Annotated in this window: 17 protein-coding genes and 1 pseudogene; 8 read left to right on the plus strand and 10 right to left on the minus strand. The window is 68.1% G+C overall.

What is annotated here, in order from left to right; all coding sequences use genetic code 11:
- Positions 1–84: 84 nt before the first annotated feature.
- A complete protein-coding gene (locus Ssi02_RS38200; protein WP_204034217.1) occupies positions 85–1122 on the plus strand; it encodes an LLM class flavin-dependent oxidoreductase in 1038 nt (345 codons plus the stop codon).
- Between the two features lie 242 nt (positions 1123–1364).
- Here the strand turns inward: Ssi02_RS38200 and Ssi02_RS38205 are convergent, their stop codons facing one another.
- Entirely contained in the window at positions 1365–1502 is a 138-nt protein-coding gene (locus Ssi02_RS38205) for a hypothetical protein (RefSeq protein ID WP_204034223.1), read from the minus strand.
- Positions 1503–1936: 434 nt separating this feature from the next.
- Here Ssi02_RS38205 and Ssi02_RS38210 point away from each other — a divergent pair, with 434 nt between their 5' ends.
- Positions 1937–3433, plus strand: a complete 1497-nt coding sequence (locus Ssi02_RS38210) for an alpha/beta hydrolase (protein WP_204034235.1) — start codon at positions 1937–1939, stop codon at positions 3431–3433.
- Between the two features lie 256 nt (positions 3434–3689).
- Here the strand turns inward: Ssi02_RS38210 and Ssi02_RS38215 are convergent, their stop codons facing one another.
- Positions 3690–3902 (minus strand): alpha/beta fold hydrolase, encoded by a 213-nt coding sequence (locus Ssi02_RS38215; protein WP_204034313.1) that lies wholly within the window; start codon positions 3900–3902, stop codon positions 3690–3692.
- 5 nt (positions 3903–3907) lie between these two features.
- Between Ssi02_RS38215 and Ssi02_RS38220 the strand changes: the two are divergent.
- Positions 3908–5359 (plus strand): annotated as a pseudogene (locus tag Ssi02_RS38220) (ATP-binding cassette domain-containing protein); the annotation flags it as partial.
- Positions 5360–5583: 224 nt separating this feature from the next.
- Here Ssi02_RS38220 and helR read toward each other — a convergent pair.
- Together helR and Ssi02_RS38230 are read right to left on the minus strand one after the other, a co-directional pair.
- Entirely contained in the window at positions 5584–7731 is a 2148-nt protein-coding gene (gene helR / locus Ssi02_RS38225) for an RNA polymerase recycling motor ATPase HelR (protein ID WP_204034245.1), read from the minus strand.
- Between the two features lie 669 nt (positions 7732–8400).
- Positions 8401–9024 carry an MmyB family transcriptional regulator gene (locus Ssi02_RS38230; RefSeq protein WP_204034249.1) on the minus strand — a complete coding sequence of 208 codons (624 nt, stop codon included), beginning with the start codon at positions 9022–9024 and terminating at the stop codon, positions 8401–8403.
- Between Ssi02_RS38230 and Ssi02_RS38235 the strand changes: the two genes are divergently transcribed.
- On the plus strand, positions 9013–9357 hold the full coding sequence (locus Ssi02_RS38235; RefSeq protein ID WP_204034254.1) for a nuclear transport factor 2 family protein: 345 nt from the start codon (positions 9013–9015) through the stop codon (positions 9355–9357). The two genes, Ssi02_RS38230 and Ssi02_RS38235, sit on opposite strands and share 12 nt — an antisense overlap.
- 77 nt (positions 9358–9434) lie before the next feature.
- Positions 9435–9668 carry a DUF1330 domain-containing protein gene (locus Ssi02_RS38240; protein WP_275410810.1) on the plus strand — a complete coding sequence of 78 codons (234 nt, stop codon included), beginning with the start codon at positions 9435–9437 and terminating at the stop codon, positions 9666–9668.
- A gap of 51 nt (positions 9669–9719) precedes the next feature.
- On the opposite strand, the gene Ssi02_RS38245 is transcribed toward Ssi02_RS38240, so the two are convergent.
- The 3 genes from Ssi02_RS38245 to Ssi02_RS38255 form a co-directional block, all read right to left on the minus strand.
- Complete coding sequence (locus Ssi02_RS38245) at positions 9720–10478, minus strand: zinc metalloprotease (protein ID WP_204034263.1); 759 nt, start codon at positions 10476–10478, stop codon at positions 9720–9722.
- Positions 10479–11045: 567 nt separating this feature from the next.
- Positions 11046–11549 (minus strand): GrpB family protein, encoded by a 504-nt coding sequence (locus tag Ssi02_RS38250; protein WP_204034264.1) that lies wholly within the window; start codon positions 11547–11549, stop codon positions 11046–11048.
- A gap of 54 nt (positions 11550–11603) precedes the next feature.
- Positions 11604–12731 (minus strand): alpha/beta hydrolase family protein, encoded by a 1128-nt coding sequence (locus tag Ssi02_RS38255; RefSeq protein ID WP_204034268.1) that lies wholly within the window; start codon positions 12729–12731, stop codon positions 11604–11606.
- Between the two features lie 119 nt (positions 12732–12850).
- Here Ssi02_RS38255 and Ssi02_RS38260 point away from each other — a divergent pair, with 119 nt between their 5' ends.
- The gene (locus tag Ssi02_RS38260) at positions 12851–13039 is read left to right on the plus strand and encodes a hypothetical protein (RefSeq protein ID WP_204034273.1); all 189 of its coding nucleotides are present in this window, start codon (positions 12851–12853) and stop codon (positions 13037–13039) included.
- Positions 13040–13045: 6 nt separating this feature from the next.
- Here the strand turns inward: Ssi02_RS38260 and Ssi02_RS38265 are convergent, their stop codons facing one another.
- The 3 genes from Ssi02_RS38265 to Ssi02_RS38275 form a co-directional block, all read right to left on the minus strand.
- A complete protein-coding gene (locus Ssi02_RS38265; protein ID WP_239130432.1) occupies positions 13046–13966 on the minus strand; it encodes an RNA polymerase sigma-70 factor in 921 nt (306 codons plus the stop codon).
- On the minus strand, positions 13963–15168 hold the full coding sequence (locus Ssi02_RS38270) for an NAD(P)/FAD-dependent oxidoreductase (RefSeq protein WP_204034290.1): 1206 nt from the start codon (positions 15166–15168) through the stop codon (positions 13963–13965). Before Ssi02_RS38270 ends, Ssi02_RS38265 begins: the two co-directional genes overlap by 4 nt.
- 379 nt (positions 15169–15547) lie before the next feature.
- Complete coding sequence (locus Ssi02_RS38275; protein ID WP_204034295.1) at positions 15548–16324, minus strand: alpha/beta hydrolase; 777 nt, start codon at positions 16322–16324, stop codon at positions 15548–15550.
- A 228-nt stretch (positions 16325–16552) separates the two neighbouring features.
- Between Ssi02_RS38275 and Ssi02_RS38280 the strand changes: the two genes are divergently transcribed.
- Entirely contained in the window at positions 16553–17479 is a 927-nt protein-coding gene (locus Ssi02_RS38280; RefSeq protein ID WP_204034300.1) for a sigma-70 family RNA polymerase sigma factor, read from the plus strand.
- 120 nt (positions 17480–17599) lie between these two features.
- Positions 17600–18448, plus strand: coding sequence for a class I SAM-dependent methyltransferase (locus tag Ssi02_RS38285; RefSeq protein ID WP_204034305.1), 849 nt, complete (start codon positions 17600–17602; stop codon positions 18446–18448).
- Positions 18449–18514: the final 66 nt, after the last annotated feature.

Consider the following 18514-nt stretch of genomic DNA (forward strand, 5'->3'; position numbering starts at 1 on the left):
CGTTTACGAGGGAGAGGATGTCAACTTCTGGGTGATTCATGAGAAGCAAGGTCAACGGACCCTCGGTACTGACGTGGAGGTATCGTGCGCAAAGGCATCGTTGTCACAGCTCAACCCGGGGTGGAGGACCTGGCCGTGCAGGCCGAGGAGTTGGGCTTCAGCAGCTTCTGGGTCTACGACACACCCGTGCTCCACGGCGATCCGTTCGTGGCCTTGGGCCTGTGCGCGAAGGTCACCAGCCGTATCAAGCTCGGCATCGGCGTGACCTCACCGGCGTTGCGGTCACTACCCGCCGCGGCCGGCGCATTCGCCAGCCTCAACGCGCTGGCGCCTGGCCGGATCATCTGCGGTATCGGCACCGGGAACACCGCCCGGCGCACCCTGGGAATGCCGCCGACCACGACAGCCGAACTCGAGCACTTCACCGCCGCCCTGCAGGACCTGTGCGCCGGCGGCACCGCCGAGTACCGCGAGGGTGACCGGGTCTGCGAAATCCGGCTCCTGCACGCCGGGCCGTACGTGAACACCACTGACCCCATCGAGTTCCTGGTGGCTGCGAACGGTCCGAAGGCTGCCGCCGTCGCCGGCCGCTGTGGCACCGGCATCATCTCCTTCGGTCTCCTGGCACCAGAGGCATGGAGGGCGCTCCACCATGCTCGCCGACAGGCCGGGGGCGCGCCTGGTGACCCGACCTCCTACGTCATGACCGCACTGCACGTCCTCGACGAGGGCAAGGACCCGTACGGCGACGCCGCCAGAGACGCGACGGGCCACATCGTCATGTCGCTGCTGACCTTTGCCGCCGACACACCCGCGTTCAGCGAACGGCTCGGCGTTGAGGAACGCGACGCCGTACGATCGCTCCTCTACCGTCGGGGAACCACAACCGGCGCGCCGGACCGGCACACCGCGCTCTACCCCAACTACCTGGGGCGCATCGCGCCGGCGGACCGGGATCTGATCCTACCGCCGCTGATCGACGCGCTGATGCTGGTCGGAACGCGGGGCGGCCTGCTCGCTCGCCTCACCACCCTGGCGCAAGCCGGCATCGACGAGATCATCTTCCAGCCGGTGATCAATCCGTCGGCAGAGATGGCCGAGTTCGCGAAGCTGGCCATCTGAGGTCTTCCCGGCGCGGAAAGCGCACCTTCAGCTCGAAGTACTTCAGTATCAAGCCGAAGCCCAGCCTGTTGAAGCCCGGCAATTCGTACTGTGCGCGGACCCGCTGACGTTGGTGGGATCAAGCGCCTGTTCAACGCCATCGGTGTACACAGCCCGTCGTTGAGCCACACCGCACACTGGTCGGCCTGGCGACGGCGACACCGAGCATGCGCCCGACCGGCCACCGCTTATGCCCGGCTCGGCTAACGGGCGGCGCCCGCCGTACCAGGCGGCGGGTCGTAGTAGCCGGGGCCCGCGATCAGAACGCTGTCGAAGCACACCAGGTCGTCGCTTGGGAACGGGCTCGCCGGGTAGGACAACCCGATCGACAGCTCCGGCACGACCAGGCCGGCCGCGTCGTCGGGGGGACTGCAGCGACAGCATCGTCGATCCCGAGGGGTACGGGCCGAGGATCTGGTTCCAGCAGGTGCCCCGGGAAGGCGCTAGGGCGACGGCTCCCGGCAGGAATCAGGCTCGACCGAGGATTGCTGGAAAGGCGCCCAGACCTGGTGTTCTACCGGATTTTCAATCTTGCCGAGTAGACGGTCGGCGGTTCGCAGGTGGGCCCGGGTGGCGGCTATTTGTCTCCGTGCGGCCTGTCGGGTAGTTGCCGTACGGCACCTGTCTGGGAGTTGGCGACCTCTTTCACTAGGAGTAGGGCCTAGGTCGACGGGCGATCTCCCACCCTCAGGATGATCCACTTTTCCTACCGAAGCATCATAAACACACCACATTCCGTACAACAGCATGTGACTATGACGATTGGACATGCGGAATGAGACGGTGTGCGGCGGTCGCCCTCGGCGCTCTTGCCGCGCTTACCGTTCCCCTCACCCCCTTCGCCTCCGCGGCCGCCGGTGCCGCGGCGCCCTCCGCTGGTATCGCCTGGGAGCCCTGTGCGGAGAATCCCGCGGTCGACTGCGGATCCATCACACTGCCGATCAACCGGGACGACCCGGGTGGGCCGACCTTCAAGCTAGCGCTCGCCAGGATCAAGGCCACTGATTCCGCAGCCAGGCAGGGCTCGCTGGTCTTCAACCCGGGTGGGCCCGGCGGCGAAGGAGTGGCGACGCTCATCAAGGGCTGGAACTTCTTCTCCAATGAGATCAACCGCCGGTTCGACATCATCGGGTTCGACCCGCGCGGGGTGGGGCGCAGCAGCCCGGTCCTCTGCTCGCGTGACGTGATCGCCCGTGAGCCGCACCCCATCCCGCGGAACCAGGCCGACTTCGACGCGCTCGTGGCGTACAACAAGGAGCGCAGGGCCGACTGCCGTGCCCGCACGGGGCCCATGTTCGACCATGTCGACACGGGCAACACCGTGCACGACCTGGACGCCCTGCGCGCCGCGCTGGGTGAGGAGAAGCTCACCTACTACGGCGTCTCGTACGGCACGCTCATCGGCCAGGCATACGCGGAGCGCTACCCGGGCCGCGTCCGCGCCCTCGCCATGGACGGCAACATGGACCACAGCCTTAACACCCGGAGGTTCCTCGACACCGAGTCGTGGGCGGGCCAGGACTCGTTCGACGCGTTCGTGAAGTGGTGCGGCGGCAGCGCGGACTGCGCGCTCAACGGTAAGAACGTCCGTGCCGTCTGGTCCGACCTGCTCAAGCGCGCCGACCGCGGCAAGCTTCACACCGTGACCAAGCCCACGCGACCGTACAGCCGAGCAGAGCTGACGGGCACGGCCCTCGTTTCGTTCTCCAGCTCGGACCAGAGGCCCCTCGCCACCTTCCTGGCGGCCCTCGACCGGGACGGCGAGTCCGACCCGCCCGCGGCCTTCCCCACCCCTCCGGCCACGGGGGACACGGTCCCGTTCGCGAATGAGACCTTCTGCCAGGACTGGCGGCTGCCCGTCCGCGACCACCGAGAGCTCGCCCGCCATGTGCGCAGGTCCGAGGCCATCTCCCCGGACATGGGCCCGAGCCTCGTCGGTTTCTCCAGCGTCGCCAACTGCCTCGGCCACCCCGACCCGGTGAAGGACCCGCAGCGCCGGCTGCGGGTGAAAGGCACTCCGCCGCTGCTTGTGTCCAGCACCCGGCATGACCCGGCTACGCCGTACGTGTGGGCCACGAGTGTTGCCCGGCAGCTCGGCCACGCCGCACGGCTCGTCACCCTCGAGGACGGCGGCCACGGCGCCTACGGCCGCGGCAAGTGCGTCACGACGATCATCGACGACTACCTGATCTCCGGTAAGGCGCCCGCCCACGGCACCAGGTGCGCGAAGGACACGTCGAACAAGGCGTCCATACTCCGGCATGTCCGCTGAGCCGCCTGTTCTCCTGTAGTCCCGCCGTTCCCGGCTCTGCCGTACGCCCCTGATTCACCCTGCGCGGGCCCTCGACCACAGCCGGGGCCCGTGCTCCTCGGGGTCCCAGTAGTAATGAGAAATGCGCTGGACAGGTGGAAGACCTCGCCGGCCGGTCGTCGGTACACAACCGGTGAGAAGGACAGCCTCACCCATGCCGTCTGGTACGGGAGCCGCCACATACTCCGAAATCGGCCGGCGATCGGCGGCTGTCGTATTAGACACCGGCCTGGCCCTGTCTGCCCTCGGATTTGAGGAGGAAGGCGAGGGCGTCGCGGGCCAACCGTTTGTCGGTCAGGGTCGGCCTGTGGCCGAGGCCCTCGTAGAGGACGAGTTCGGCGCCCGGGATGCCGGCGGCGGTCTGCTCGGCCAGGTCCAGGGGATAGAGGCGGTCTTTTGTGCCGGCGATCAGGAGTGTGGGAGCTGTGATCTCGCGTGCAGCGTGTCGGCACGCTGGCGCTGGCCACCCAGGAGATGCCCGCCGACCACGGCCACCGCACCGTCGGCGACGTCGTCGACGAGTGGCTCGCGGCCGTCCGTGCCGCGATGCGCCGGCTCGACGACGCCACGGTCGCGCTGGCCGAGGGCCGTTCCGGCGCCGGCGAGGAGTACGGCAGCGCACTGGATCTCGTGCAACTACTGGACGCGTGGGACGCCGATCGGCGGGTGGACGTCGCTCTGGAAGGGCTGGGCGCGGTGACCGACCGGGCGCGCCCGCTGTCGAGTCTCTCCGTGGGACAGCGATATCGCGTGCGGCTGGCCGTGATGCTCGCCGCCGGGGACGATTTCCTGCTGCTGGACGAGCCGACCAACCATCTCGACCGGGACGCGCTGGACTTCCTGACCGACCGGTTGCGTGCCTTCCAGGGCGGTGTGGTCGTGGTGAGCCACGACCGGGCGCTGCTGGCGGATGTCGCGCACACGATCCTCGATCTCGATCCGACCAGGGAGGGCACGCCGGGCGTTTACGGCGGCGGCTTCGCCGGCTACCGCGAGGGCCGTCGCGCCGAGCTGGAGCGGTGGGAGGCGGAATACGCCCAGCAGCAGACCGAGCGTGAACGGCTGGCCCAGGACCTTTCGAATGCGCAGAACCGTCTCATCAGCGGCTGGCGTCCGGACAAGGGCACCGGCAAACACCAGCGCGCCACCCGGGCCGGATCGCTGGCCCGGGCGGTGCACCGCCGTCAGGAGGACTTGGAACGGCATCAGATCACCGCACCGGCACCGCCCCAGAGGTTCCACATGCCGGAGCTGTCGGGGCGCGCCGGGGTGACTCTGGTGCGAGCCGAGAACGTCACGGTCGCAGAGCGATTGACTCTGCCTGTGGACCTGTCGCTGAGCTCCGGTGATCGCCTGGTCGTCACCGGGCCGAACGGGGCAGGCAAGTCCACCCTGCTCGCGGTGCTGGCCGCGACACTCGCTCCGACCACCGGGACGGTCCACCTGGCCCGCAGGGCACGAGTGCATCTGCTACGGCAGGAGTCCTCACGCCCGCTCCACCGCCGGGCCCGCGATGTGTTCGCCGAGCACGTCGCGGACCTGGTGACGGCGGGCCTGCTGAAGGACGACGAGACCGTCGGGCTGTCGTCGCTGGGGCTGCTGGCCTCGCGAGACGCGAACAAGCGGATCGGTGAGTTGTCGATGGGGCAGCAACGCCGGCTCGACCTCGCCTGCGCCCTGGCCGGCAGCCCACACGCCCTGCTGCTGGACGAGCCGACCAACCACCTGTCCATCGCCCTGGTCGACGAGCTCACCGAGGCGCTGCGGGTCACCGATGCGGCTGTCGTCGTGGCCACCCACGACCGGCAAATGCAACGCGACATCGCCGACTGGCCAAGGCTGGAGCTGTCGGCGCGCTCGGGGAGCGAGGTTCCTGTGGAGGAATAGAAAGCCCTCCCGTCGAGGTGATGCCCGGTTGCGTCTGCGGGGGTTGCCCACCCCCGCAGGCCCGACCGGTGCCGACGGCTCATAGCCTGAGGAAAGTCCAGGCCCGGCAGTGATCTTCGCCTGCGGGGGCGGCTCCGGCCCCATAGGCCCCGCCGAGCGTCCGAACGGGTTCCACACTCGGCTGCCGGTCCCGCGCATTGCCACAAGAACCGGGCGGGCCGGTTTCAGGAGTCCGTGAGGATGACAAGCTGCTGGGTCGCCCGGGTCATGGCGACATAGCGGTCGACTGCGCCTTCGATGCCTCTGCCGTACTCCTCCGGGTTGATCAGGACGACCAGGTCGAACTCGAGCCCCCTCGCGAGCTCCGGCGTCAGCGACCGGACTCGCGGTATGTCCCGGAACGCGGGGTCGCCGATGACGCAGGCGATCCCGTCGGAGTGTGCGGCCAGCCAGGTGTCGAGGATCGAGCCCAGGTCCGAGGTGGGCCCGTGAACGACGGGGACGCCGCCAGTGCGGATGGAGGTCGGCACGTTGGCGTCGGGGAGCACGGCCCGGATGACCGGCTCGGCTTCCGCCATGACCTCTTCCGGCGTCCGGTAGTTGATAGTAAGCGTGGCCAGGCTGATCTGGTCGAGTCCGATCCGCTCGAGCCGTGCCCGCCACGGCTCGGTGAAGCCGTGCCTAGCCTGGGCGCGGTCCCCGACGATGGTGAAGCTGCGGGACGGGCAGCGGAGCAGCAGCATCTGCCATTCCGCGTCGGTGAGTTCCTGAGCCTCGTCCACGACGATGTGGGCGAACGGGCCGGCCAGCTGGTCCGGGTCGGCGGCGGGCAGGGCGGTCTCGTCGATCAGGGCGTCCTGGATGTCCTTTCCGAGGAGCATCGTCACCGCGCCTTCGCCGTCGTCGTCGGCTTCGAGGATGTTGTCGACGACCTGCGACATGCGCTCGCGCTGGGCGGCGACGGAGGCCTCGTGCCGCCGCTTCAGCCGTGACGCCTCCGGGTCGCCGAGCCGTTGCCGTGCCGCGTCCAGGAGCGGCAGATCGGACGTCGTCCAGGCGTAGGCGTCGCCGCGCTGCAGTTTCCGGATGTCGTCGCGGCTGAGCCAGGGCGCGCACATACGCAGATAAGCGGGCACGGACCACAGGTCCCCGACGAGGTCGGCCGCCTCGATCAGCGGCCAGGCGCGGTTGAGCGCGACGAGCAGTTCCCGGTTCCGCAGCAGCGACTTGCGAAGCAGGTCTTCCGGTGCCTCGCCGTCGTGCTTGTCCACCAGGATCGTGACCAGCTGCTCCAGGATCTGATCGCGCGCCTCGTTGTGCGGAGTGCCGGGGTCGGGTGCCGCGAACGCCTCCGCCCAGTCCTCGGCGCTCAGCCAGATGTCCGACCAGTGGGTGGACACCGTCATCCCCTTGGCGGGAGGATTCTCGTAGAACCTGACCGCGGCCTCGATCCCCTTCACCAGTTCCGCGGACGACTTCAGGCGGGCCACATCCGGGTCGCTCTCGATCGCCGCGGCGGCCCCCTCGGGGACGAGGTCCCGCAACGTGCAGGTCCGCACTCCCTCCTCGCCAAGGCTGGGGAGGACGTCGGCGACGTAGGCCAGATACGGCTGGTGCGGGCCGACGAACAACACGCCGCCCCGGCGGTGACCGAGGCGAGGGTCGGAGTAGAGCAGATAGGCGGAACGGTGCAGGGCTACGACGGTCTTCCCCGTCCCCGGCCCGCCGTCGACGACGAGAGCGCCGCGCGATCCCGCGCGGATGACGGCGTCCTGGTCGGCCTGGATGGTGCCGAGCACGTCCCGCATGCGTGCCGTACGGCTGCCGCCCAGGCTGGCGATGAACGCGGACTGGTCGTCGAGCGCGGCATGCCCGGCGAACCCCTCGGAGGCGAACACCTCATCCCAATAGTCGCTGATCCGGCCGCGGGTCCAGCGATATCTGCGGCGGCTCGCCAGCCCCATCGGGTTGGCATGGGTGGCCCCGAAGAACGGCTCGGCCGCGGGTGAACGCCAGTCGAGCAGCAGCCGGCGGCCCTCGTGGTCGGTGAGGCCGAGCCGTCCGATGTACACGGGCTCGGCGCCGTCCGCGCCGACCACGTGCCCGAGGCACAGGTCCAGCCCGAACCGGCGCAGCGCGCGCAGCCGAGCCGACAGCCGGTGGACCTCCATGTCCCGGTCCAGCGCCTGCCTGCCCAGGCCGCCTGGCGCCTTGCGCGCGGCGTCGAGACGATCGGACAGGTCGGTGATCGCCTGCTCCAGGCTCTCCGCGATGGCCGCGAAGTGCCGCTCGTCACCTGCGATCAGGGCCGGGTCGGCCTTGCGCGCGAGACGATCGGGAAGGTCGAACACGCTGGTGGTCGACGAATTCACGGCATCGGCTCCGATCTGAGGTCTTTGCAATGGATATGTACGGCGAAGCGTGACGAATCCCGTGGCCATGACGAGCGACGCTCCACCAGGTCGCCAAGGTGTGGTTTGCAGGCCGGCCCTTCTCAGCCGCCCGCGCCGAGCGGCGACTGCACGGTCACCGTACGGATCATCAGGACGACGTAGAGGCGCAAGCCGTACATCGACACACGCATTCCACGTCCCCCCGTTTCCCCCGGTTACGGCCTCGGCCGACGATTCTGCGGCATGACCCGGGTCTTGCCGCAAGCCCCCGGGTGCGCTATACGTTGAGAGTGGAAAGGAGCGGGCACTCCCCTTTCCCTTCTTCCTGAGCCCCGGCAACCGGGCAATCGCGGCGTGGCTGATCCCCATGGCTTCCCCGGCGCCGGCGAGCATTCACCGATCTGCGACGACCACATCAACTTCCTGGGCCGTCACGCCTTCACCTGCGCCGACGGGCTGTGCCCCCTCACGACCCCGGCGTCCGCCGGCCTCTTGACGGACCCTGGTGATCGTAACTTCGCGGCATTGTGCGACCACCTAGGACAAGCCTGCTTTCGCGAACGCGAACGTGGGGGCGGACGCGGACGCGGACCCGAGCGCGCGCCGATGCCGTGAGCCGGGCCTGCGGCGGGCCCCGTCTGGTGTGGTCTACCGCTGATCGAACAGGCGTCGGGTCTCGTCGTCGGCCGGCAGGAATGTCTCCAGATGCAGCCCTTCCAAGGCGGTATCGGTGGCGGTGCTGAGCGTGGCGGAGGCGCTGAAGAATCGGAGCAGGTTGCCGTCGACGTCGATTTCGAGGGTGATCACCGGCCCCGTCGGAGGGACGGCGGCATCGGGTTTGCCGAGATATCCGGCGATCTCCGAGGCAAGCTCGCAGTGGCGCGGGTCATGGGTGCGCTCGGCACGATGACTCACCTGCCGTAGCAGATGGTTGCCCCACTCCGGAAGATTGCCGATCCGGCGGGCCAGCCCATCCGGATGGAGGCAGACTCGGACAACATTGATCGGCGACTCCAGCAAAGCCGGCGCGCAACCGGCCAGCAACTGATCAACGGCAGCGTTGGCGTCGACGACGTCCCAGTGATCGTCCAACAGCAGCGCGGGGTAGGGCAGATGGGCGTCGAGGAGCCGGCGCAGACCGTCCATCACTACCGCGATCGATGCGTCGTCCCATCGTTGATCCTGATAGCGCGGTGCGTAGCCGGCGGCAAGCAGGAGTCGATTGCGCTCCCGCAGCGGCACATCCATGTTCTCGGCGAGATGTATGAGCATCGCTACCTGGCCACCTGGAACGCAACCGGCGACGAGCGGGCGACGTTGCTCTCCAAGCATTGGTCGCCCGAGGCGACCTACACCGATCCGATGGCCGAGGTCTCCGGCCACGATGAGATCACGGCACTCGTCGACGGCGTCCACGCGCAGTTTCCCGGGTTCGTGTTCACCCGGGTCGGTGAGGCCGACGCCCACCACCGCCAGGTGCGTTTCCGCTGGGGCCTGGGCCCGGAGGGAGCCGAGCCGCTGGTGGTCGGCTTCGACGTCCTGGTGCTGGACGAGTCGGGCCGGATCCAGGACGTACGCGGATTCCTGGACAAGGTGCCGGCATGACGGCACCGCGCGCGTACGTGATCGGTCACCTGCAGGATGTCGAAGCCGGCCCGGAAATCGTGTAATACATCGAGCGGATCGAGCCCACGATGGCACCGTACGGCGGTCGCCATCTTGTGCACGGCGGACAGCTCGTCGGGCGTGAGGGGACCTGGGACGGCGACATCGTGATGCTGGAATTCCCCGATCTGGCCGGCGCCCAGGAGTGGTACGAATCGCCCGGCTACCAGGCCATCCTGCCGCTCCGCAGCGAGCACCCAACCTCCTCGTGTGCTGATGAGGGTCCCAGGATCGTGTGCTCGCTCTCGTGACAGCTTGCGGGTGTGCCTCCTGCTTTCGTATGGGCGTCCGTCTGGTCAGTACTAGGCAGCGTGAGAGGTGTTTACTAGCAGGTCCGCGGCCACTGGCGCACTCGGTTCGGCCTGCGCGCTGTAGGGCCTGACAAATCGGATCGGGGTGCCGTTGATGTTGGTGAGCCGGCCGGTCCAGGCCAACCGGTACAGCTCCGTCAAGTCTTTGAGGTCGGCTTCTGTGAGCTTGCTCTTCGGCCCGTAGTTCATGATGCTGAAGGGGCTGTGCTTGCCGAAGATCTCGGACGGCCACGCCGTCTCACTGACCACAGCGAAGAAGTGCCGCAGTCCGAAGACGTGTCCGAACTCGTGGATCAATGTCTCGATCTGCTCCTCGCGGGCCTGCTCGAACATCGTCGGGTAGATCACCAGTTCATGCCGCCCGGCGTCCGGAAAGAAACTGCTGGCCAGAACGCACCCCTGAGGCGTGCAGTCAGATGCGTTCCGCAGAACGATCTCGAAATCCCAGAGGTCGCTGTCACGAGTGAACGTCACTGGGGCAGCCGAACCCCACCGCAGCAATGCCTCGCTCATGAGTTCGAAGACGGTGGCCTGGCTCCCGTCCGGGTCTGGGGCACGCGCGAACGACCGTTCCTGGAAGCGCCACTTCAGGATCGAGCCCGCACGCCACAGAGGAATGAAGCCCTCCGTTGCGTCGACGACGATCTCGGTTGGGGGACGACCTCCAGGAGTGGCATGGCCCCGGGCCTCGGTATTGCAGACGATCCCGTCAGCGATCAGGTGAACGAAGTCAGTGGTCTTCGAATCCATGGCTGTGCCTCCGATTCGAAAGTTGAATTTTAGGCGGCGATGTTGATCCAACTCGGGCAATGCCAGGTATCTAGCGTGCCCGAAACGACCTTGAATACGGCAGCGATTAGTGCCGCCGATGCCGCGATCAAGCATTTTGTTTTTGAGGGGCCATTTATGGCACGGCCTCGTCTTGGTAGTTGAGCGCTCTACCGCTCCCCTTCTGGGAGTTGCCGAGAAGCATCCTTTCGGAGTCGCATGCAGGCTCTTTGGGATTGTCTCATATCGCCATCAGGTGTTTTCTGCCCACGTTGCACTCAACGCCGACACTTGTCGCTGCTCTTATGGTCGGTTTTAGTCTCTAGTGCGTCTAGCTGTTTGACTGAAGGCTGGGTATTTATTGGCTTGGCTGCTTTGCTTTGGCGGCATTGGTGCGCAGTCATTGCTTAGGATCATCAGTTGAGGGGTATGTCCGGGAGGTTAGATGTGCCTTGGCTCGGGCGGTGTCTTCAGGGTCAAGGCGTTCTCAGCGTACGGCCCGGCCGGCATGCCGCCGGAAGAGCTCGCTTCTCCACCACCCGGAAGGGCTCAGGACACAGCGCCGGCCAGCACGCCCTCGACAAATGTCGTCTTGGCGTCCGTATAAGCAACCCGGTCGTCGGGAAAGCGGGTCGCGAGGGTGCGCTTGAGGTTCGCGTATGCCTCGACCGTGTCCGGATGGGCCCGCAGATGGTCACGGAAAGCAAGATGCCGGGCCAGCTCCGCGTTGTCGGCCGCGCACACGTATAGGTGGTGGGCCGGCAGTCCGGCCGGGATGGTGAACGCCTCCCGGCCCGGGATGCCCAGATCACCCCTGTGCTCATAACCCAGCCCCCGCAGCCGCTCGATCACGGCGGCCAGGTCCTCCCGCGACGCGATGACGACGTCCAGGTCGACGATGGGCTTCGCCGCCAGTCCGGGCACCGAAGTGCTGCCGACGTGTTCGATCCGCAGTGCGAGCGGCCCAAGCACGTCGGCGATAGGTTGGCTCAGCTCCTCGAAGACACGCGGCCACTGCGGGTCGTAGTCCACGACCTCAACCTGCCTGCCCATCCAAGGCTCCTTCTCAGGTGACTGCAGGCAAGTATCCCGGAGCGAGGGCCAGTGCTACGGCCAGAAATCCACTTCCGGATAGCGCGGCGTCGGCCGGTCGAGGATGGGCTGCGGCTTACCTTTGAGGTGCTTGTCCACGAAGGCTCCGACGTACTCCCGGGTTATCTCGATGGGGCGAGTGCTGCCGGCAGGCATCCCGAGCCGGCTCATGAGCAGCGGGAAGTCGGTGAAGGACATGTGGTTCGTGCCCTTGACGGTGATCCAGCGTTTCCAGCCGGTCATGTTCGCCCAGTCGCGCTTCCACGTCGGATCGGTGCCGTCGGGCTTGTGGGTCTTCTCCTCGCCCACGAGGAGGAACGGCCGGTCCAGTCCGGTGGCGGGGATCGGCACGTGGAAGTAGCCGTCCATGTTGACCCCGGCCTTCACCTGGGGATCGGACAACATCGTCCACGACGCGCTGCTGCCGCCGATCGAGTGGCCCACCATCGCCACCCGGTCGGAGTCGATCAGCCTGGCCCACGCCGACTTCGCCGCCGTCAGCCTGTCGAGCACGAACGCCACGTCGGCGGCACGGCCTTTCGTCGTCTTCGGGCCGAACTCCGGCGACCCTTGCGACTGGCAGGCGACGCAGGTGGTGGTGCGCCCGTCGGGGAAGGACGTGCCGACCGACTCATAGGTGTGGTCGATGCCCGCGACCACATATCCCCGGCTGGCGAGCTCCTCGGCGAGTCCGGTGAGCGAGCTGCGGGGTGCGGTGAAACCGGGCGACAGCACCACCAGCGGCAAACCGGCTTGCCGCCCATGGGCCGGAGAGTCGGCGACGGCATTGGTGCGGGTCCTGCTCAACGTGTCCGGCGGAACGTTCTGCATGCCTAGGCTTCGCAGGAGCAGTTCCGACTCCTTGGCAGTCATATACGCGGCTCTCCGGCCGTGCCACACCCGTGAGGGGTACCAGACGGACACCATGAGCTCCCGGGCTGCCGCCTCGGGCACCCACGGGTCCTTGCGAGAGGTGTCGACCAGGTGGAGCGTCGTCATGCCCACACGGTGGGGCCCGGTCGGCTTGGACAGAACGGGAGCGGACGGGGTGGCTGCCGCCGCAGCCGGTTGCGCGCCGCCGGTGGCCGCGAATATGGCTATGACGGCAGCAGCCAACGCTCCGCGAAAGAGGGGTTTGGGCATGGACAGCATGCTCCCCGCCGCACACGGTTGAGCGCTTCATCCGAAAGACGGACCACAACCGTACGACTTTCGCGCACTCCGTACGACGCTGGTAATAAGGGGGTCGCTCGCCGTGGAAAGTGGCAGTTCAGAGACCATCGTTCGCGACCGCCCTGACCCACCTCGGTGAGCAGGGCGCCTCGCTGCCGATGCTCATGGCGGAGTCCCGGCACAAGAAGCCGGAGAACGTCCGCCGCTACTTCAAGCCGTCCCCCGAGGCAATCGCCGAGTTCACCAGCCTGCTCGCGACCGGCGGCAGCATGCGGTGACGACGCTCACTGCGTTCCGAGGTTGTAAGTGGTGCCGTCGGCGACGGCCTGGAGTTTGTCCGGGTTGGCCACGTTGTGGATGGCGGTGATGCGACCGTCGGCGTCGAAGTCGAAGGTGACGGTGGCGATCACGTGTCCCGGCCCGCTGAACACGATGCCCGGCCCACCGTTGATCTCGACGAGTTCGGCGTTCATGTCGGCAGGCTCGACGCCTTGGTAGTTGGCGGTGCCGATGGCCGCGAACCAGGCGGCCACCGTGGCCGCGCCCACAACCGGGCGCAGGGCCTGGCGGACCTTGCCGCCGCCGTCGGTCCACAGGGTGACGTCCGGGGAGAGCAGTTCCATCAGGGCGTTGACGTCCCCGCCGGTCGCGGCGGCGAAGAACCGCTCAGTGGCCTCACGCTGCCGCGACGGGTCGGCGGCGAAGCGCGGCCGCCGGGCCCGCACGTGCTCGCGAGCTCGGTGCGCGGCCTGCCGCACCGCGGCCTCGGAACGCTCCACCACCTCGGCGATCTCGGCGTGGCTGAAGTCGAAGACCTCCTTCAGCACGAACACAGCGCGCTCCAGCGGGCTGAGCGTCTCCAGCACCACCAGCATGGCCATCGACACCGACTCGGCGTCCGTGACGACCTCGGAGGCATCCCCGCCGGTGAGAACGGGCTCCGGCAGCCACGGCCCCACATAGGTCTCCCGCTTATGCCGGGTGGAGCGCAACCGTTCCAGCGCCAGGTTCGAGACGATTCGCGTCAGGTACGCCTTGGGATCGGCCACCTGCGAGCGGTCCGCGGCAGACCACTTGATCCAGGCGTCCTGGACCGCGTCCTCGGCATCGGCAGCGCTGCCGAGAAGGCGGTAGGCCACGGAGAACAGCAGCCGCCGGTGCTCGTGGAAGACCTGCTGATCGGGGTGGGGGGACAGGTCGGTCACCGGGCCTCCCCGACCCGGCTGAAGCGGCCTCCGCGGGGCCAGAACGCGCCCGAGGCGGGCATCCTCTTCATACGGCCGTAGGTCGGCCAGGGCGAGGCGGTCACCGTCTCCTTGTACCAGACGGCCATACGGCCGGTCAGACAGAACCGGCGCGGGCTGTCATCGGGCCGGGTGAACTGCACCACGGCATCACCTCGCCCCAGGCTCACCGGCGTGTGGTAGTAGCCGAAGCGGAACGGCTTGGGCTGCCTGCCCCTGAGCACCCGGTCGATCGACAGCGCAGCGTGCACCCCGGTCGGCATGCCGCCCTGGCAGGTGCCGTGCATGACGCCGTAGCCCTGGCGGATCGAGGCCGCGTCGCCGATCGCGTACACCTCGGGGTGGGACACCGACCGCAGCGCGGCGTCGGTGACAATGCGTCCACGCTCGTCGACGGCCAGCCCGGCGGCGGCCGCCAGCGGCGACACCCGCGTGCCGCTCGTCCACAAAACCGCGTCGGCGACGACGCTCTCCCCGCCCGCCAGTTCCACCGCGTCGGGCAGCACCTTCACCACCTCGACGCCGGCGCGCACCTGGACGCCCAGCCGGTCCAGTGCGGCGTGCAAATACGCCTTGGCCTTCGGGTTCATGGCCGCGCCGGGCTCCCGCCTGCCCAGCAGCACCACGTTCAACGCCGGGTGCCGCTCGGCGATCTCCGCGGCCGCCTCGACGCCGGTCAGCCCGCTGCCGGCGACCACCACCGTGCCGCTGCCGAGCCGCGCCAACCGGTCGGCTAGCAGATCGGCGTCCTGGGCGCTGCTCAGGGTGTATGCGTGGTCCTCGGCTCCGGGCGCCGCCGAGGTGTCGGCGACGCCGCCCAGTCCGTATACCAGCGTGCCGTAATGCAGGACCCGGTCGTCGTCGATCCGCACGGTCTTCGCATCCGGGTCCACCGCCGTCACCCAACCGCGCACGAACTGCGCTCCCGTGCCCTCCAGGAGCTCCGGGACGCTCAGCTCGGCGAGCTGCTGCCCGGTCGCCGTCATGTGCAGCCGCATGCGCTCGGTGAACCGCTCCTGCGCGTTCACCAGGGTCACCTGCACGTCCTCGCGCCGCTTCACCCGGGCGGCGAGCTGGATGGCCGCGGCCATGCCGGCGTATCCCGCCCCCAGGATCACCACGTGGTGCGCGGTCGCCGTGTTGGTCTTCTGCCGTGTGCCCATCGTTCCGTCCTCCTCGGCTCACTAGCTGACGCCCACCAGATGGGAGCAGGCGACCTGGACGTGACATCGGTCGGATGTGATGCGCGGCACACCCTGAAAATCGGGGCCCGCCGGATAGCGGTTGAAGGGGTCCGCGAAGCCGTAGCGCCTTCGGCGGGCGAAGCGAGTCGGTCGCTCGCCCGCCGATCGGCAAGGCACGGCTGAGCGCCTCACGCGGGCCCGGCTGATGGAGGCGGTGGTGGCCGGGTGCCGCCCCGACCGGCCGGTACCGCCGATGGCCGGTGCCACCGCGATCGGGACGGCTGTGCACCTGCCGGCCACCGCCGTCGAGGAGGGCCGGGACCTGTCCTCGGTGAGCGGCGCGCTGGGCCGGCGCCGCCTACCTCCTGCTGCCGGTCTGGCGGCGGGCCCCGGCTTGCGGCTGGCGCAGGTGCCGGGCGAAGAACCCGGCCGCGTCCTCCCCTGCGAACTGCGGGACGCCGGTGTGCCCGCCCATGTTGGCGTGCAGTGTTTTCTCCTTGGAACCGAAGGCGTCGAACAGGTCCAGGGCCGCCTGTCGGTCGTTCCCTTCGTCATCCCACTGCAGCAGGACATGCAGCGGGATGGTGACCTTCCGGGCCTCCTCGAACATGGTGCGAGGCACGAAACTCCCGGCGAAGAGGCCGGCGGCCACAATGCGCGGCTCGACCACCGCAAGCCGGATACCGATGGAGATCACTCCCCCCGAGTATCCGACCGGGCCGCCGATCTCGTGCAGCGACAGGACGGCGTCCAGGGCGGCCTGCGATTCCGGGACCGCCTTGTCGACGAGCGGGAGGATGAGGGCGTCGATGATCTCGTCACCGACCGGTTCGCCGGCCTCCATAGCCCGGCGCAGGTCGGCTTGGGCCTGCTCGGCGCCGGCCCATCGGGGCCGGTCACCGCTCCCGGGGAGTTCGATGGCGGCCGCAGCGAAGCCCTCCGCCGCGGAGCGCCGGGCCCGCGCCACCAGCCGGGGGTACATCTTGTGCAGTCCGAGCGGGGGGTGGCCGAGCAGGATCAGCGGGACCGGTGCGGATGCGGATGCGGGCGTCCACAGGATGCCGGGGATCTCGCCGAGGGTGAATCGGCGTTCGAGGACGCCGTCATCCAGGCGCTGTTCAGAAGTGAATCGCACGGTCGTGCCTTTCGGGAGTGCTCTTGAACGGCGCTCCCGGACGACCTATCGCCCGACCGTGACCCCGGAGGGGAGCACCCATGTCGATTCTGCGTTCACGGGTATCACCTCCTCGTTCTCCGGCACAGCCTCCAGAAAGCTAGCAGTGGTCGCCGTGGTCCGCCAACGGGTTTTCGCACAACCCACGAGGGGCGTGGCTCAGAGGACGCCGCCCATAGCATCTGACATATGCACCAGCCAGCACCGCATCTGCTCGCAGCGGCCAAAAGTGGTGACCGGGAGGCGTTCGGGCGTCTTGTCGAGCCACTGAGCGGGGAGTTGCACGCGCACTGCTATCGCATGCTGGGGTCGACGCACGACGCCGACGACGCCGTGCAGGAGACGCTGCTGCGGGCCTGGCGCAGTCTGGACAGGTTCGAGGACCGCGGGTCGATCCGGCCCTGGCTCTACAAGATCGCCACCAACCGCTGCCTCACGATGCTCGAACGGCGAAGCCGGCTCGACCTCCCGACGGACCTGAGCCCCGAGATGTACACACTGATCGACCCCTATCCGGAGGCCGGCCCCGAGGAACACACCGTGGCCAAGGAGAACCTGGAACTGGCCTTCGTTGCGGCTTTGCAGTACCTCACCGGCACGCAACGGGCGGTGTTGCTGCTGCGGGAGGTCCTGGGGTTCTCGGCGGCGGAGGTCGCCGGGCTGCTGGACACCACGGCGGCCGCGGTGAACAGTGCGCTGCAACGTGCCCGGAAGGTGACCCTGCCGCAGGCGCAGCCGACCGGCCCGGAGGTGGCGGATCTGGCGCGGCGTTACGCCGAGGCGTGGGAGGCGGGGGATGTCGAGGGGATTGTGGCGATGCTCTCCGACGACGCGAAATACTCGATGCCGCCGCTTCCGGAGTGGTTCCACGGTCACGCCGCCATCCGCGAGTTCCTGCTCAGCGGGCCGATCCGGCATCGCTGGCGGTTCGTGCAGACCACGGCGAACGGGCAGATCGCCTTCGGGACGTATATATGGGACGAGCACGCGAAGATCTACAGCGCGGCGGGACTGGATGTGCTGGCCGTGCGTGGCGGGCGGATCGTGGAGGTCGTGTCCTATCTTCAGGCGGACCTCACCGACTTCGCGCTGCCGGAGTCGATTACGGCGACATAAAAAAGAAAATCTCCCGTAATTAGAAATTTATCTTTATATGCTATGATGGACGTTAGATAATAAATATGTGACTAACATCGTCATTCGCATGGCTAGCAACTGTGAAAAGGGAACCAGCCGATGAATGATGAACAGCCCAGTCTGACCGCCCTCATGGCGGCCGCCGCCCGCGCGGCTCACCTGGTGGTCGACCGGGAGCCCCTCCTCTTCGAGGACACCCTCGCCCACACCCTGCTGGGGGAGAGCGCCGAGCAGCTGATCGGCTACCACCGTGCCCACGGCGACCATCTGATCCTGTCGGGGGTGCGCGCCCAGGTGACGACCCGCAGCCACTACACCGAACGCCGCTTGGCCGCATCCGGCCTTCCCCAATATGTGATCCTCGGCGCGGGACTGGACACCTTCGCCCACCGATCCCCCCTGGCCTCCCGGATCGCGGTCTACGAGGTCGACCACCCCGCCACCCAGCGCTGGAAACGCGGCCTGCTGACGACCGCCCGCCTCACCCCTCAAGGCGAGGTCACCTTCGTCGGGGCCGACTTCGAGGCCGACGACCTTTTCGACCGGCTCGTAGCCCACGGGTTCGACCCCGCGAGGCCCGCCCTGGTGAGCTGGCTCGGCGTCAGCATGTACCTGACCGCCGGCGCCGTCACCTCCACCCTCACCGCCGTCGGCCGGCTGGCGCCCGGCAGTGAACTCGTCATGGAATACGCGTTGCCGTCCTCCCTGCGCGACGAACGAGGGGCCGCCTTCGCCGAGTTCGCCATGGCCGCCTCGGCGGAGCGCGGCGAACCCTGGCTGAGCTTCTTCACCCCCGCCGAGTTGTCGGCGCTGCTGACAGCCGCCAATTTGGAGCCGGCTGAGGATGTACGTCAGGAGCACGCGGTCGACCACGCGCACTGGCAGCGCCGTGACCCCCTGCTGCCCGCCGACGCCTGCCGCCTGGTGCGCGCCGTGGTAACCGCATAAATCGCTCGCCGTCCCCGAGCCGCCCTCGCTAGGGTCACGCTATTGACATCCTCCCCCTCGTAAACG

This window comes from Sinosporangium siamense (assembly GCF_016863435.1).
Lineage (GTDB): Bacteria > Actinomycetota > Actinomycetes > Streptosporangiales > Streptosporangiaceae > Sinosporangium > Sinosporangium siamense.

Coding starts and splice junctions, on each gene's coding strand:
- Ssi02_RS38255 (WP_204034268.1), bottom strand. CDS start 12,731: ATGCCCAAACCCCTCTTTCGCGGAGCGTTGGCTGCTGCCGTCATAGCC.
- Ssi02_RS38230 (WP_204034249.1), bottom strand. CDS start 9,024: ATGCTCATACATCTCGCCGAGAACATGGATGTGCCGCTGCGGGAGCGC.
- Ssi02_RS38245 (WP_204034263.1), bottom strand. CDS start 10,478: ATGGATTCGAAGACCACTGACTTCGTTCACCTGATCGCTGACGGGATC.
- Ssi02_RS38285 (WP_204034305.1), top strand. CDS start 17,600: ATGAATGATGAACAGCCCAGTCTGACCGCCCTCATGGCGGCCGCCGCC.
- Ssi02_RS38235 (WP_204034254.1), top strand. CDS start 9,013: ATGTATGAGCATCGCTACCTGGCCACCTGGAACGCAACCGGCGACGAG.
- Ssi02_RS38250 (WP_204034264.1), bottom strand. CDS start 11,549: ATGGGCAGGCAGGTTGAGGTCGTGGACTACGACCCGCAGTGGCCGCGT.
- Ssi02_RS38270 (WP_204034290.1), bottom strand. CDS start 15,168: ATGGGCACACGGCAGAAGACCAACACGGCGACCGCGCACCACGTGGTG.
- Ssi02_RS38210 (WP_204034235.1), top strand. CDS start 1,937: ATGAGACGGTGTGCGGCGGTCGCCCTCGGCGCTCTTGCCGCGCTTACC.
- Ssi02_RS38280 (WP_204034300.1), top strand. CDS start 16,553: ATGCACCAGCCAGCACCGCATCTGCTCGCAGCGGCCAAAAGTGGTGAC.